Origin of the sequence: Marinobacter denitrificans (assembly GCF_008795955.1) — a bacterium.
Classification (GTDB): domain Bacteria; phylum Pseudomonadota; class Gammaproteobacteria; order Pseudomonadales; family Oleiphilaceae; genus Marinobacter; species Marinobacter denitrificans.
Genome location: NZ_VMHN01000001.1, coordinates 1552286 through 1567982, shown reverse-complemented (window position 1 = coordinate 1567982; position 15697 = coordinate 1552286). Strand labels below are relative to the sequence as shown.

Here is a 15697-nt window from a genome sequence, read left to right as displayed (position 1 = left end):
ATTAGCTTTACTGTATATAGTGTTTTTATCCTTGGTTAGGTACCAAATATGGTGATTAATGGTTGATCAGGCATCAACCATTATCCCATGTTCTCCCCCCGTGATAATGAGGGGGAGTGAAATAGAGGTACCGGGAATCCGGTGAGAATCCGGAACTGACGCGCAGCGGTATTGGGGAACAAGCGTGGCATCAAGACACTGGTTAACACCGGGAAGTCGCTACGTAAGGCCGAACCAGAAGGTTCACGCCCCTGAGTCCGAAGACCTGCCAGGGATACAACTGCACCTTCGCGTATAAGGTTGAGCAGAGTCGTGGAACCGTAATCCTACACACGCGTGCCGATGTGGACCTACGGTCTTGCCCTCCGATTCTCTCTGCCTACGCGAAGGACACAGAAACAACGCGTATTCAGGAGAACCGACATGTCCACAGCCACCCTGGCCGAGCCCGGCCAGTCTGCTACACCCACCACCGCCTCCCTCCAGGTTATAAAACGCAACGGCACCCTGGTTGGATTCGACCCTGCCAAAATCAGTGTTGCCGTTACCAAGGCGTTCCTTGCCGTAGAAGGTAATGAAGCCGCCGGCTCTGTCCGCATTCACGATTCGGTGGAACGGGTTACTCATCAGGTCATTCAGGCCATCAGTCGCCGCCTGAAAGCCGGGGGAAAGGTTCATATCGAAGATATCCAGGACCAGGTGGAACTGGCTTTGATGCGGGCGGAGGAGCAAAAAGTGGCCCGCGCCTATGTGCTCTACCGCGAAGCTCACGCCCAGGAGCGCGCCAGTCTGGCGCCGGTAGAAGCCCATCCTACGCTGACGGTAAAGAAAGCCAGTGGCGAGGTTGCCCCGCTTGATCTTGGCACGATGAAGGTTCAGGTGGAGCATGCCAGCCGGGGGCTGGAGGGCATCGACGGTGAATCCCTGGTCGAAGCGGCGCTGAGAAACCTTTACGACGGTATCGCCGAGGAAGAAGTGCTGTTCGCATTAATCATGACCGCCCGCGGCCGCATTGAACAGGAGCCGGACTACAGCGCCGTGACGGCTCGTCTGCTGCTGGAGCAACTGCGGCTGGAAACTGCGAGCGCTCTGGAACTGCCCGTCAGTCTGCCGCTTAGCGACATTTACCCGCAGGCTTTAAGCGCCTTTATTGACCGGGGTATCGCCTGCGAGCTGCTGGATGAGACCATGGCCGCTTTTGATCTGGAGCGCCTGGGCGCTGCCATCAAACCGGAGCGGGACTACCAGTTCGGCTTCCTGGGCCTGCAGACCCTCTACGACCGTTACTTCGTCAACTGGAAAGGCGACCGCCTGGAGTTGCCCCAGGTGTTCTTCATGCGCGTGGCCATGGGCCTGGCCCTGAAGGAAGACGACCCCAATGCCCGCGCCATCGAATTCTATGACCTGTTGTCGTCCTTCGACTACATGGCCTCCACGCCAACCCTGTTTAACGGCGGCACTCCGCATTCCCAGCTTTCCTCCTGTTACCTCACCACCGTGCAGGACGACCTGGAAGGCATCTACGGGGCGATCCGCGACAACGCCATGCTTTCCAAATGGGCTGGCGGCCTGGGCAATGACTGGACGCCGGTGCGGGCACTGGGCGCGCACATCAAGGGCACCAATGGCAGTAGCCAGGGCGTGGTGCCCTTCCTGAAAGTGGTGAATGACACCGCCGTGGCCGTCAACCAGGGGGGCAAGCGTAAGGGCGCGGTGTGCGCCTACCTGGAAAGCTGGCACCTGGATATCGAGGAATTCCTGGAGCTGCGCAAGAACACCGGCGATGAGCGCCGCCGTACTCATGACATGAATACCGCCAACTGGGTGCCTGACCTGCTGATCGAGCGTATGCGCGAAGACGGGGACTGGACCCTGTTCTCTCCCAACGATGTGCCGGACCTTCACGACCTCTATGGCAACGCCTTCCGTGAACGCTACGAGCACTACGAAACGCTGGCGGAGCAGGGCAGGATCAAACTGTTCAAGACCATTCCCGCCAAACAGCTCTGGCGCAAGATGCTCACGGTGCTGTTCGAGACCGGCCACCCCTGGATCACCTTCAAAGATCCCTGCAACCTGCGCTCGCCCCAGCAGCACCGCGGCGTTGTGCACAGCTCGAACCTGTGTACGGAAATAACGCTGAACACCAGCGCCGACGAAATCGCCGTGTGCAACCTGGGCTCCATCAACCTGGCAGCCCATATCCGCGATGGCGAGCTGGATGTTCAGCGCCTGGAACGTACCGTGGATACGGCGGTGCGCATGCTCGATAACGTTGTCGATATCAACTACTACGCTGTTCCCCAGGCAAAGAACTCCAACTTCAAGCATCGCCCGGTGGGCCTGGGCCTGATGGGGTTCCAGGACGCGCTGTACCAACTCAATCTGCCGTACACCAGTCCGGAAGCGGTGGAATTCGCTGACCTGGCCATGGAGCAGATCAGTTATTTCGCCATCCGCGCCTCCGCAACACTGGCGGGCGAACGCGGCGCTTACGAAACCTACGAAGGCTCCCTATGGCATCAGGGAATATTGCCCATCGACTCTGTCAGCCTCTTGAAGGAAAACCGCAGGGACGGCGACCTCAGCCTCAACACCAACAGTCGCCTGGACTGGACCCCGGTACGCGAGCTGATTGCAAAGAATGGCATGCGCAACAGCAACGTAATGGCCATTGCACCGACGGCGACCATCTCCAACATCGTGGGTGTATCCCAGTCCATCGAACCGGCGTACCAGAACCTGTTCGTCAAATCGAACCTGTCCGGCGAGTTCACTGTGGTAAATCCCTCACTGGTTCGCGACCTCAAGGCCGAAGGCCTGTGGGACAACGTGATGGTCAACGACCTGAAATACTTCGACGGCAGCGTGCAGCAGATCGACCGCATTCCGGAGGCACTCAAGGCACGCTACGCCACCGCCTTCGAGATTGATCCGCGCTGGCTGGTAGAAGCTGCGGCCAGGCGTCAGAAATGGCTCGATCAAGCGCAGAGCCTCAACCTCTACATGGCTGAACCCAGCGGGAGAAAACTGGATGCGCTGTACCAGCTGGCCTGGGAACGCGGCCTGAAAACCACCTATTACCTGCGTTCCCTGGGGGCGACAGGCGCAGAAAAATCCGCCCCGGTGGCCGCGCCACAGCCACAGGTGTGCAGCATCGACGAGCCGGATTGCGAAGCCTGCCAATAATTCTGGAGATTTAACATGCTCAACTGGAACGACGAACCAAACACCCAAACCCACCGGGCCAACCCCGAAGGCCCGGCTCCCGTCAATGTCGACGACAAGCGGGTGGTCAATGGTGATACCGACATCAATCAGCTGGCGCCGTTCAAGTACCCCTGGGCCTGGGAGTACTTCATGAACGCCAACAAGAACCACTGGACGCCGCTGGACGTCAACATGGCCCAGGACGTCCACGACTATCACCACCGCCTGTCCGCGCCGGAGAAGCACGTGTATGAAAACGTGCTGGCCTATCTCACCACCTCCGACATCCTGGCCATGCGCAACATCGGCCTGGCAGTGATGGAGAAAATGAGCGCGCCGGAATTGCAGATCTACCAGGCGCGGCAGGTGTACGAGGAAGCCATGCACACCTGGGCCTACCAGCACTGCATCGAAACTCTCAACCTCGACCAGAGCGAAATCTACAATCGCTACCGCGTGGTTCCGGCCATCAACGGCAAGATCCAGATGGCCAACCGCCGCCTGGACGCCGCTATGCGCTCCGACCTGAACCTGCGCAACCGGGACGACCTGCAGGAATTCATCATGTCTTACCTGTTCTTCGCAGCGGTCTTCGAAGGCGCCTGGTTCTACAACGGTTTCAGCCCCATCTTCGCGCTGCAACGCCGGGGCCTGATGCGGGGCACTGGCGAGCAGCTGCAGTACATCCTGCGGGACGAGGCCATGCACTTTTCCTTCGGCCTGAAAGTGGTGAACCAGATCCTCGAAGAGGAAAACATCACCCTAGACCCCAAAGCCGTAAGGGATATGTGGGACGAGTCCGATGCCGCCGAAACCGCCTACGCCAACTACATTCTGCGCGACCCCATTCTCGGCTACTCCGCCGAGTACCACAGCGAACAGTTCCGCTTTGTGGCTAACCGCCGTGCGAGAACCGTCGGTCTGGAAGAGCCCTTCCCGGGGGCAAAGAACGTGTCGCCCTGGCTGGATGAGCAGGCTACCATGCGTAAGGAGAAAAACTTCTTTGAAACCCGGGTGATCGAGTACCAGACCGGGGCGCAACTGGAGTGGTAGCCGGTAAGGGTCCGGCCAGAATGGTATGAAGTTGATTGAAGGCAGCTTGTGTTCGCTGGCGCCATTGCGCTTTCTGTGTGACGAGATGTTGATCAACGTGGCGCAGTGGCTGCGGGTAGCCGGGTACGACACCTCCTTGCCAGCCCCGGGCTCGCCAGACAGGCATTTGGTGGATCGCTCCCGCGCTGAGCAGCGATGGCTGGTAACCGCGGATGCGGACCTGCTGGAGTTTGTCTGCGCGCCTTTCTATGTGCTGTATCTGTCGGGTCCGGATGACCAGGCCCGGCTGAAGGAGCTGACTCTCCAGCTGAATCTGGATTGGTGTTTGGCTCCGTTCAGCCGCTGTAAAAACTGCAACACCCCACTGCACACAGCCGGAGAGCGCGAGAAACAGCTCTTTCACCCGGGGGTGCGCGGGGTAAGCAACGAGGTGGTTTGGGCATGTGCCACCTGCCGTCAGCTTTACTGGGAAGGAAGTCACGTGCGGCGTATGCGCAGCAGGCTGGAAGCGATGAACGCCTGGCGGGACGCACATTGATCATACGTAAGGACGAAGCGGAATGACTGTACCCCGGTGTCTGGGTGCTGGCCCGGGCCTTTGACAGAGGCCATGGCTATCAGTTGCGACAGGCCGGCGCCGATGATGTGGTCAGCGAAACCTATCACTCGGCCCTGGAGCTGGGCGGCCATGCCCTGACCGCGTTCGGCGTGCACCCGTTGCGAGCGCGGCAGATGACCTGGGCCTTTATCAATAATGAAAAGGCCCACGAGGATGATTTGTTCGCTGCCTGGAAGGACATTGAAGAGGGTATCCGTTTCAGTCCCCGTTACAGTGAACTTTTCATGAAACTGGAAGAGACCCTGGGTCACGTCATGCAGCAGGATTGGCAGCCTCCAAGTAAGGAGGACGTTCCGCTGTGGTCGCCTCCGAAGACTGGAGAATAAATCCAGGGATCAGCAAGGAATAAATCCCGTCCCCAACCGTCCTCCTGATGAAAGCCACCCGAAACGGGTAACAAAAGGAGGACGTAACCATGAAAAAGCAGCTACTGACTCTCGCAATCTGCTCCATTCTTTCCACTGGCGCCCTGGCCGCTGAAGGCTCCGCCAATGCAAATGCGGAGGCCGAAGCCAACATGAGCGCCGAGGCCAGCACCCGCAATGGTTTTTCTGCCAACGGTGGGGCTTCGGCCAACGCTGGGGGTAATGGCAACGGAGAAGCCGCCCGTGACGACGCGGCCGGCCGGGGAGAGGCAGCAAGTGACAAGGCTCACCAGGGTGCCGCCACTGCGATCAGTACCGGTGTAGAAACCGGACAGAAGGCGCGAGGCACAGCCGAGGCATCCGCAGAGGCCGCCTCCGATAAGGCCGCAGAAATGCGCCAGCAGGCGCAGGAGCGCATGAAAGAGGCCCGAAATGCCGAGATTCGGGCTGAAACCAATCAGCAGATCGGCACGTCTGTTTCTGAGAGCGTCAGGAGCGAAGTGCAGAACTCCGTCAAGGGAGCTGTGAAAGGCTCTGGGGGCGGCGCTCTGTAACGACTCCTCCGACACCGGCCGGGCCGCAGCGCCCGGCTTTTTTCTCGCAGCCAACTCTTGCAGCCAACAAGGAGCAGACATGCAACCGATTTCACGCAAATGGACGGGACCGATGGCACTGGCTCTGGTGGTATCATCCCAAGTGGTTCAGGCGGAAGATCAGGCCCGGCTGAATGGCCATCTCGAGGGTGGTGTCGAACACGACAGCAATGTAACGGTCGATGAGCTGAATAGCTCCTCCGATAAAAGCGATGAGGCCTGGGTATTTGATGCTGGGCTGGAAGGGGTGCTGCAACCCACCGAGCCCCTGAACATCACCCTCGGTTATTCCCTGTCGGGCAGACGGTACCAGAGCCTCGACCAGTTCGATCAGGACATTCATCTGCTCTCGGCGGACATCAGTTACAACTTTGAGCCGGTGACCATCGGCACCAGTTATCACTATTCCCACGCCACTCTGGGGTCAGACCCCTTCCTGGATTTCAGTCGCGCCAGCGTCTACCTGGGCAGCCTGATCGGGCAGGACGTATACCTGCAGGCCAGCCTGCAGGACAAGCGCAAGGACTTTGACGACAGTAACGCCAGGGACGCCGACATCCGGGGTGTGAGCCTGGATTCGTTTTTCTTTTTCAACCAGGCCCGGAGCCATGTGGTACTCGGGCTTGACGGCGATCGTGAGGATGCCAAAGCGGAGGCCTATGACAATGACCTGCTTCGTGTCCGGGCGGCACTGGTGCACAAGTTCACCCTGGCAGGCGAGGCCAACAGGCTCCGGTTTGGCTGGCGCTACGAGGACCGGGACTATGACGAGGTTAAGGTAACCAGCTCGGACCCGGTGCTTGACGATCGTCTGACAGGGGATCTTGCAGAGCGCTCGACCAGCAAACGGGCAGACAAGGCGCACATTCTGGAGGCAAGCTGGCGGATCGGTGTCAATGACGTGGTCAGTGTTGAGCCCAGCATATCGTGGGGCAATTACACCTCCAACGTAGATTCTGCCGACTACCAGAAGACTGTGGCCGGGGTTACGGTCAGGGCGGGTTTCTGACACCGGGCCTTCAAAAATTCAGGAAGCCGTGACCAAACCGGGAGTCACGGCCTTGTTCTCCCAGATCCCGGGCTTCCCTGATCAGAGCTTCTAACGCCTGGTCTGCCGGGTAATCGGCGGACCTGCAGGCGAGCGCGGCAGCAATCACCGGTGCCGCCAATGAGGTGCCACTGTCGGCTACCATGCCGTTTTCGGGATGCGCCACCGGGACGGATACTCCCGGGCCCGCAAACATTACCTGTTCCCCCCTGTTAGCCCACCGGTAAAGCTTGCCCGAGCCGTCGACCGCCGTTACACCGACCACCTCCGGATAGGCGGCCGGATACAACGGCGGGGCGGCAGGCCCCTGGTTCCCCACCGCAGCTACCAGCAGGATGTCCTGCTTCCGGAGATTATTCACAGCTGTGGCGAGAAGCCGGTTATCCGGTCCCGCAAGGCTGATGTTGATGACGGAGAGATCCTGGGCCGCCAGCCAGTTCAGGCCCTCCAACAGGTGCTCGAGGGTAGCGCCGGAGAGATGGCGGTCCCGGCTATAGAATACTGAGGCATTAAATACTCTTGCTTTCGGGAGCCGGGCGGACCATTGATTTTCCCGGCTGCCCACCATGAGGCTGGCGACCGCAGTGCCATGGCTTTCGGGCTCTTTGAGCCGCCCGTCCACGTCCCCCAGGTCCAGGAAGCGTTGCTGCACTATCCGCGCAGTCTCCATGGCGGGATGGTCGGTGGCAATAGCCGTATCCACCATGCCGACGCGAACAGGGATAGTGCAGAGGCTGCGCCACTGTGGGGTTTCTGTTTCGGCGCTGGCGGCCCTGGCTTGCGGCGCATAGATGTGGTTCCGGTCCAGGCGATTTGCCAGGCCCGGAATCGCGGTTTTCAGTGCTTCTCGGGAGTCCAGCTCCGGGGAGACCCGAAAGCGGACGACCATCATCCCCAGCCCTGCCAGTTCGCGGCGTTCCAGAACGGTGATGCCCGGCCGGTCGAGACTGGCGACTTCCGGGCCAGTGCCAGTGACAAGCCACTGGCGTTCCACCGCGCGCGAACCATCTTCCAGGAGGGTGTCATTGAACCCGATTCGCCCATTGGTCGTGTGTATTGGAAGTATCGCGGGCAATGCTGCCAGTCCCTGTCTGACGACATCGGCCTGCGCCTCTGCCCGTTTTTCAAGGCGCCGGTCTATAGTCCGTTCGACCATTTGCCCTGCCTTCTGCTCCACCTGGCGGAGGACGGAGGCCGCCGGGTTATCGGCAACACCGCCTCCGCCGAGCGCCATAACTGACGCGGAGAGTGAGCAGAGGGCAAGAGCGGGGAACAAACGTGTCTTGAAAACAGGTTTCATTACGCCAGTCCGGATTCGAATGTGTTTCATACGATACAACGGCCGGGCCGGAGAAAAATTCCGTGGTTTATGGAATAAACCGGTAACCAGCCCGTTTGGTTGGTAACACCTCTTGAAAAAGAAGGCTATGCAACAGGAAATTTCCGAACTTTTACCAAGGCTCCGACGATTTTCCTATTCGCTGACTGGCTCCAGGTCAGATGCTGACGACCTGCTACAGAACACCGTCGAGCGGTTGCTGACCAGACGCACACCCGACGATGCCGATCTCACCAAATGGGCATTCAGGGTTTGCCGCAATATATGGATAGACGAATGCCGGGCCAGAAAGGTTCGGCGGGAAGTGGCGAATAACCCGGAGCTGACCGATGGGCAGATAGTGAACGGCGAACATCAGACCACCAGGGAGATTGAATGGGATCGGGTGGATACGGCCATGGCGCAACTGCCGGAAGACCAGCGCCAGATTATCTCGTTGGTGGCCATCCAGGGTATGCCTTACAAGATTGTGGCTGAGATTCTGGATGTACCGAAAGGCACGGTCATGAGCCGGCTGGCCCGCGCCAGGGCGGCGCTGAGTAAAGCCCTGGCGCCAGTAACCATGAGGACCGATTGATGAAGGTGACGGACGAAACCCTGTCGGCATTTCTCGACAATGAACTGACCGAAGCGGAGATGGCCTCGGTGAGGACGCAACTGGCGGCAGATCCGGCGTTGGCGAACCGTTTGGCGGAGCTGGCATTGGTGGATGCAGAATTGCAAGCTCATTACAGCGCCATTGACGACCACCCGATGCCAGAAGCAGTGACCAGGATGCTTGAGACAGAACATGCTAAAGACGGTGCACCCACGCATGCCAATGTGGTTACAATCCCCTGGTGGCGCAGAGTGCATGGGCACACCGGTAAGGCTATTGGGGCAGCAGTGATTGCAGGGGTGGCGTTGACGCAGTGGCTGGCCCTGCCGTCCAATGATGCACCGGCGTGGTCAGAGGTAGTGAAGGCTCTGGATAGCCAGCCTAGTGGTGTGGTTTATCAGATTGGTGACCATGCCTCGGTGATGCCAAGACTGACGTTCCGCAGCCAGGCGGACCAGTGGTGTCGTCAGTACCGGCTGGAGACCACAGAGACGGCGTCGGAGCAGATTGCCTGTCGCAGCGACGAGGGTACCTGGGAACAGATTGCCCGGATAGACGCACAGCCGTTGCCCGGCGCAGATACCTACCAGACGGCCAGCGGGGGGAGTGGACTCGACGAGACCCTGGACCGGATGATGGCCGGCTCGCCGATCGGGCCTGATGCCGAGCGGGCATTGCTTCAGCACCAGTGGGGCAGCCGATAACAGCCATGCCCTTGCGATAACAAACCAGGAGTAATGTCCGAGATGGATAACCTGAATCTTCGCCACCTCTACTATTTCTGGACAATTGCGCGCACCGGTTCCATTGTCCGTGCGGCGGAAAGCCTCGCGTTGACGCCCCAGACGCTCAGCGGTCAGTTGGCCACGTTCGAATCCGCTCTGGGCAACGCGCTGTTCCGCCGTGCCAACCGGGCCCTGCAGCTGACCGATTTCGGGCAAACCGTTTTTACCTACGCTGACGATATGTTCCAGACTGCCCAGGCACTGACGGATGTGCTTCGGCAGCCACCGGAGAACAGGCCCCTGAGCCTGGCAGTGGGCATTGCCGCCTCCATTCACAAGCTGATTGCCTATCATCTGACAGAGCCCGCATTGTCCCTCTCGCGGGAGGTGCGGTTGAGCTGCCGCACCGGCGATACCACCGAACTGCTGAAGCGGCTTGGCCAGCGCGAACTGGACATCGTGCTGACGGACCGCCAGCCTGCGTCGGGCGAGGCTGGCCAGTTCCGCAGCCATCAGCTGGCGAGCTCTTCCATGTCGCTGTTTGCAGCACCCGGGCTGGCGAAAACGCTGGCCGAGAATTTCCCCGCCAGTCTCGACCGCCAGCCCTTCCTGGCAACCTCCCTTGACGCCCCCTATATCAGCGCACTGATGAACTGGTTTTCCAGCCAGGATATCCGGGTGAAAGTGGTTGCCGAAGTGGACGACAGCGCTCTGATCAAGGTGTTCGGGCGGGAAGGCCTGGGTTATTTTGCAGCACCCACTGCGATCTGTGATGAGGTCTGTCGTCAGTATCAAGTGGTGCATGTGGCCAGTATCCAAGAGGTCCGTGACACACTGTATGCAGTGACACGGGCCCGGGGGAGCCACAATGCAGCGGTAACCGAGTTGCTGCGCGAACGACCGGAACTGAACGATAAGATCGAAAAAAACGAATCATAAACCAGAAAAAACGATGTTCTTTTCGAGTTATTCTTGATGGATGATGGCAAGGTGTTCCACTGAAGGAGAACCGGCCATGAAAACGATTCACAAGTTCCGCCTCGAATGCGGCAAAGAGCCCAACACGCTGAAGCTGCGAGAAGGTTACCGCGTGGTACGTTGCGAATATGTTGTCCCCCAGAAGGGTGTCTACCTGTGGGTGGAACAACCACTGAACGTTGCCATTCCGGTTGTGGAACGGCAATTTGTTGTAGTGTATTCAGGGGACCCGGTCCCGACCAGTTACCAGTATCTGGATACCGCACTCGACCCGTTCGGCCCTGAGGCCTATCATATATTTGAGGTGGACGTGGCACCGGCAAGCAAGGTGGCGGCCTCCTGCCAGCAGACGAGCCCGATGCTTTTCAGGCCCGCCTCGCAACAGGTGGGGACCGCCTGACTGACACTTGTTCTATCCAGGGCCCTGCGGGGCCCTTTGTTTTATCGGAGTTTCTGATTCATGCCAGACATCATCGTGATGTTCTTCCTGCTCGGAGTGATTGCGGGAACCCTTCGTTCAGACCTGACCATCCCCAAAGCCGCCTACGATATCCTCAGCCTGTTGCTGATGCTGACTATCGGGCTCAAGGGCGGCATGGCCCTGCATGGTAACCTTCACTGGGGCCTGATTACCGAAGTACTGGCGATCATGGCACTGGGCTTTCTCATTCCGCTGGTGCTGTTTCCGATGCTCCGGCACCTCGTCCGCCTGAACGTGGCCGATGCGGCCAGTTTCTGTGCACACTACGGGTCAGTCAGCGCGGGCACCTTCGCTGTTGCCTTGGCCTGGGTGGAATCCCGGGGGTTGGCCACTGGCGGGCAAGTCACCCTCTATCTGGTATTACTGGAGCTGCCGGCCATTCTTACCGGCCTGTGGCTGTATCGGCGCTATACCCAGGGCGCAGCCAAAACGAGCAGCAGCGGAACACCACTATGGCAGGAAACACTGACAAACCGCAGTGTTGTGTTGCTGGTGGGCGGTGTGATTATTGGCATTCTCTATGGGCCGGACAAAGGTGACGGCGTCACCGCACCGCTGACGGGTGCCTTCTCCCTGGTGCTATCGCTGTTCCTGCTGGAGATGGGCCTTGTGGCTGCTGAAACCCTGCGCAAGATCCAGCTCCGTCACTGGCGGCTCATTGTATTTGCCCTGTCCATGCCCCCGGTGCTGTCCCTGCCCGGGTTGGCAACCGGCCTTTGGCTGGGGCTGGAGCCCGGTTCCATCGTGATCCTGGGTGCGCTTACCGCCAGTGCTTCGTATATTGCCGCGCCGGTGGCTGTGCGACACGCCATTCCCGACGCGGATATCGGGCTGGCCATGCTGGCGTCGCTCGGTATGACGTTCCCGTTCAATGTGTTGATTGGTATCGGCTTGTACAGCTATTTCCTTGAGGTTCTGACCGCGTAGGGACGGGCTGAAGCCGGGTGCTCATGCAAAACAGCCCCATGCATCGGCGATTTCAGGCGCCATTGTGATTTACCCTGAGAGGGTTATGATGGAGCTAGAGTTCCAGCCAGGAGGGCATGGCTTTGGTACAGCAAAGGGACGTAACCGTCTTCTACGATGATCGGGTACTGGCTCACTCGCCCGATAGTAAGGTGGATTTTTTGCCAGGGCGCCTGGACAAGCGGATTCGCACGATTCTTTCCGGACTGGATGTGCAGTGGAAGTACCCGGAGCACCCCGGCCGCATCACGGCCATCATGGATCTGCTGGAACGTGAACCTATCCCCGGCGTGCGGATCGAGCCAGGCAAGGCGGCCACGAAGGATGAGCTGAGCCGGGTCCATACCCGGTCTTTTCTTGATGACATTTTTTCTCTGCGAAATGAAAGCGCCTGGCTGGACGTGGATACCACAGCGGTTTCGCCGGGCAGTGTCCAGGCCGCCGAAGTGGCCGCCGGGACGGCAATTGCCGCCGTGGAAGCGGTGGTTGAGGGCCGCACCGGCAGCGCTTTCGCGATAGTGCGGCCGCCTGGGCACCATGCCGAGCCGGCCCGGGCCCGGGGCTTCTGCCTGTTCAACAATGTGGCCATTGCCGCGGCTCACGCCCATGCTGCCCTGGGCTGTAAGCGCGTACTGATTGTTGATTGGGATGCCCATCATGGGAACGGTACCCAGGATATTTTCTGGGCCGACCCGGATGTCATGTTCTTCGATATGCACCGCGCAGCCCCCTTCTACCCGGGCACTGGCCAGCTGGCCGATGTCGGGGCAGGACGGGGTGAGGGCACCATTATCAATGTTCCCATGCCCGCCGGCGCCGGTGATGTGGCTTATCTGAAGGCCATGCGTGAGATCCTGGTGCCGGCCGCAGACTATTTCAAACCCGACCTGATACTGGTCTCCGCCGGTTTTGATGCCCACTGGTTCGACCTGGCACTTAATGTGTCTTACGAGGGTTTTGCCGCCATGACGGGCATTGTCCAGAAAATTGCCGACAAGCACTGTAAGGGCCGGTTGGCCATGATCCTTGAGGGCGGTTACAATACCGAATCACTGTCTCATGGTGTACATGCGGTGCTTAAGGCGCTGGCTGGAGGCGTGGTGATGGAACCAAAGGACTGCGGCACAGAGGAAGTGGAGATAGCCACCGAATTCCACAAGGGCGCCTTCCAACCCGATAATACGGAATAGTTCTTTGCTATTACCCGCCCAAGAATAAAATAGTAGTTACCTATCGGACACCTAAAAACAATCAATTTGAATGTTCTTGATTGGACCAATATATTGTCCATCTCAAGTTAGCCAATGCCTCAATTAACCAAATGGAGATAATCTTTATGGGTATGATTAACAGCGAAATTCAGCCGTTCAACGCGACAGCTTTCAAACAGGGCGAGTTCGTTGAAATTTCTGAAGCCGATGTAAAAGGTAAGTGGTCGGTATTTTTCTTCTACCCGGCCGACTTTACCTTCGTATGCCCGACCGAGCTGGGCGACGTAGCAGACAAGTACGAAGAGCTGCAAAAGCTGGGCGTGGAAGTGTTCTCTGTGTCTACCGACACCCACTTCACCCACAAAGCGTGGCACGACAGCTCCGAGACCATCGGCAAGATCAACTACTTCATGGTAGGCGACCAGACCGGCACCATCACCAACAACTTCGGTGTTATGCGTGAAGGCCAGGGCCTGGCAGACCGCGCTACCTTCCTGATCGACCCGGATGGCGTTATCCAGGCGATGGAAATCACTGCTGAAGGTATCGGCCGTGATGCAGACGACCTGCTGCGTAAGGTAAAAGCGGCACAGTATGTTCGTAACCATCCTGGTGAAGTTTGCCCGGCCAAGTGGAAAGAAGGCGAAGCTACCCTGGCTCCGTCCCTGGACCTGGTTGGCAAAATCTAAGGTTTTGGTCCCACTGAAACCTGTACGAGGGCCCGCTTTGCGGGCCTTCTTTGTTTCTATCTGGTTGATTTTCAGAGTCGAATAGCAAGGGCCTATCAAATACTTTAGATCAATTAATTTGAGCTCTACCTGGCTGGACCGTATCGTAGTGGCATATTCGATTCACGACTCAACCTGAGTTCGCACATTCAGTTTTACGATATCCGAAGGGGAACAGAGAGCATGTTGGACGCCAGTATCAAGGAGCAATTGAAAGCCTACATGGAAAAGCTGCAGCAGCCGATCGAGCTGGTTGCGGCTTATGATGACAGCCAGAAGTCCCAGGAGCTCAAGCAGCTGCTGGACGAAATCGAGCCGATGTCGGACAAGATCAGCCAGCGCACAGACGACTCCGAAGATGTTCGTCGCCCCTCGTTCGCCATCAACCGTGTTGGCACCGACATTGGCGTGCGCTTCGCCGGCATTCCCATGGGCCATGAATTCACCTCGCTGGTGTTGGCGCTGTTGCAGGTAGGTGGGCATCCGGCCAAGGCGGGCCAGGATGTGATCGAGCAGGTCAAAGAACTGGATGGCGAGTTCGAGTTTGAAACCTATTTCTCCCTGTCGTGTCAGAACTGCCCGGATGTGGTTCAGGCCCTCAACCTGATGAGCGTTCTCAACCCGAAGATCAAGCATACCGCCATCGACGGTGCCCTGTTCCAGGACGAAGTCGAACAGCGTGAAGTCATGGCCGTACCCAGCGTTTACCTCAATGGTAAATCGTTCGGCCAGGGCCGTATGACCCTCGAGCAGATCATCGCCAAGGTGGATACCGGTGCCGAGGCCCGCGAAGCCGAGAAGCTCAAGCACAAGGACCCGTTCGAGGTTCTGGTGATCGGTGGCGGCCCGGCCGGCTCCTCGGCAGCTATCTACGCGGCGCGTAAAGGCATTTCAACCGGTATTGCCGCCGAGCGCTTTGGCGGCCAGGTCGCGGACACCATGGGTATCGAAAACCTGATTTCCGTGCCCTACACCGAAGGCCCCAAGCTGGTGGCGGCCATGGAGCAGCACGTTAAAGAGTACGACGTGGACATCATGAACCTGCAGCGTGCCGAGAAGCTGATCCCGGCAGCCAGCAAGGGCGGCCTCCACGAGGTGCGCCTGGCCAATGGAGCATCACTGAGGTCCCGCACCCTGGTGTTGTCCACCGGTGCCCGCTGGCGCCAGCTGGGTGTGCCCGGTGAGGACGAGTACCGCAACAAGGGCGTGGCCTATTGTCCGCACTGTGACGGCCCGTTGTTCAAGGGCAAGCGTGTGGCGGTGATCGGCGGTGGTAACTCCGGCGTGGAAGCGGCCATTGACCTGGCCGGTATCGTCGGCCACGTGACCCTGTTGGAGTTTGCTTCAGAAATGAAGGCAGACGATGTACTGCAGAAAAAACTGCGCAGCCTGAAGAATGTGGAAATCCTGACCTCAGCGCAGACCACGGAAGTCGTGGGCGAGAACGGCAAGGTCAGCGGCATCAGCTACAAGGACAGGGACAGCGGCGAAGAGCATCATGTGGCCCTGGAAGGGGTGTTTGTCCAGATCGGCCTGATCCCCAACACCGAGTGGCTGAAAGGCGACATCGAGCTGAGCCAGCATGGTGAGATCATTGTCGATGCCCGTGGCGAAACCTCGATACCGGGTGTGTTTGCCGCTGGTGACGCCACCACGGTGCCGTACAAGCAGATTGTGATTTCCATGGGTGAAGGTTCCAAGGCGGCCCTGAGCGCCTTCGACTTCCTGATCCGTAACTCTGCTGATGAGAGTGAAGAAGCGGCGGCCTGACTCACCGCCTGAA

At 58.8% G+C, this 15697-nt stretch carries 14 protein-coding genes, 1 pseudogene and 1 riboswitch; of the genes and pseudogenes, 14 read left to right on the top strand and 1 reads right to left on the bottom strand.

Features of this window, described 5'->3' with window-relative positions:
- The first annotated feature begins 70 nt into the window (after window positions 1–70).
- Window positions 71–287: riboswitch (cobalamin riboswitch) on the top strand.
- 136 nt (window positions 288–423) lie between these two features.
- The 6 genes and pseudogenes from FO268_RS07265 to FO268_RS07240 all read left to right on the top strand — a co-directional run bounded on the left by FO268_RS07265 (window position 424) and on the right by FO268_RS07240 (window position 6849).
- Window positions 424–3189, top strand: a complete 2766-nt coding sequence (locus FO268_RS07265; RefSeq protein ID WP_150991163.1) for a ribonucleoside-diphosphate reductase subunit alpha — start codon at window positions 424–426, stop codon at window positions 3187–3189.
- A gap of 15 nt (window positions 3190–3204) precedes the next feature.
- Window positions 3205–4263, top strand: coding sequence for a ribonucleotide-diphosphate reductase subunit beta (locus FO268_RS07260; RefSeq protein WP_150991161.1), 1059 nt, complete (start codon window positions 3205–3207; stop codon window positions 4261–4263).
- A gap of 25 nt (window positions 4264–4288) precedes the next feature.
- Window positions 4289–4801, top strand: coding sequence for a Mut7-C RNAse domain-containing protein (locus FO268_RS07255; protein ID WP_150991159.1), 513 nt, complete (start codon window positions 4289–4291; stop codon window positions 4799–4801).
- Window positions 4802–4830: 29 nt separating this feature from the next.
- Window positions 4831–5208: pseudogene (locus FO268_RS07250) on the top strand (potassium transporter); the annotation flags it as partial.
- An 89-nt stretch (window positions 5209–5297) separates the two neighbouring features.
- Window positions 5298–5801 (top strand): hypothetical protein, encoded by a 504-nt coding sequence (locus tag FO268_RS07245; protein ID WP_150991157.1) that lies wholly within the window; start codon window positions 5298–5300, stop codon window positions 5799–5801.
- 79 nt (window positions 5802–5880) lie between these two features.
- Window positions 5881–6849 (top strand): surface lipoprotein assembly modifier, encoded by a 969-nt coding sequence (locus tag FO268_RS07240; RefSeq protein ID WP_150991155.1) that lies wholly within the window; start codon window positions 5881–5883, stop codon window positions 6847–6849.
- Window positions 6850–6859: 10 nt separating this feature from the next.
- Here the strand turns inward: FO268_RS07240 and FO268_RS07235 are convergent, their stop codons facing one another.
- Window positions 6860–8188 (bottom strand): S8 family serine peptidase, encoded by a 1329-nt coding sequence (locus tag FO268_RS07235; protein WP_191966880.1) that lies wholly within the window; start codon window positions 8186–8188, stop codon window positions 6860–6862.
- A 112-nt stretch (window positions 8189–8300) separates the two neighbouring features.
- Between FO268_RS07235 and FO268_RS07230 the strand changes: the two genes are divergently transcribed.
- The 8 genes from FO268_RS07230 (at window position 8301) to ahpF (ending at window position 15684) form a co-directional block, all read left to right on the top strand.
- Window positions 8301–8804, top strand: a complete 504-nt coding sequence (locus FO268_RS07230; RefSeq protein WP_227716228.1) for an RNA polymerase sigma factor — start codon at window positions 8301–8303, stop codon at window positions 8802–8804.
- Window positions 8804–9529, top strand: coding sequence for an anti-sigma factor family protein (locus FO268_RS07225; protein ID WP_150991151.1), 726 nt, complete (start codon window positions 8804–8806; stop codon window positions 9527–9529). Before FO268_RS07230 ends, FO268_RS07225 begins: the two co-directional genes overlap by 1 nt.
- Window positions 9530–9571: 42 nt before the next feature.
- Window positions 9572–10489, top strand: coding sequence for a LysR family transcriptional regulator (locus tag FO268_RS07220; protein ID WP_202336541.1), 918 nt, complete (start codon window positions 9572–9574; stop codon window positions 10487–10489).
- A 76-nt stretch (window positions 10490–10565) separates the two neighbouring features.
- Window positions 10566–10928, top strand: coding sequence for a DUF7352 domain-containing protein (locus FO268_RS07215; protein WP_225316523.1), 363 nt, complete (start codon window positions 10566–10568; stop codon window positions 10926–10928).
- Window positions 10929–10988: 60 nt separating this feature from the next.
- Complete coding sequence (locus FO268_RS07210) at window positions 10989–11936, top strand: sodium-dependent bicarbonate transport family permease (RefSeq protein WP_150991147.1); 948 nt, start codon at window positions 10989–10991, stop codon at window positions 11934–11936.
- Window positions 11937–12058: 122 nt separating this feature from the next.
- Window positions 12059–13165: a histone deacetylase family protein gene (locus FO268_RS07205; RefSeq protein WP_202336575.1), complete on the top strand. Its 1107-nt coding sequence runs from the start codon at window positions 12059–12061 to the stop codon at window positions 13163–13165.
- A gap of 146 nt (window positions 13166–13311) precedes the next feature.
- Window positions 13312–13875, top strand: coding sequence for an alkyl hydroperoxide reductase subunit C (gene ahpC / locus FO268_RS07200; RefSeq protein ID WP_191966879.1), 564 nt, complete (start codon window positions 13312–13314; stop codon window positions 13873–13875).
- Window positions 13876–14097: 222 nt separating this feature from the next.
- A complete protein-coding gene (gene ahpF, locus FO268_RS07195) occupies window positions 14098–15684 on the top strand; it encodes an alkyl hydroperoxide reductase subunit F (protein ID WP_150991143.1) in 1587 nt (528 codons plus the stop codon).
- Window positions 15685–15697: the final 13 nt, after the last annotated feature.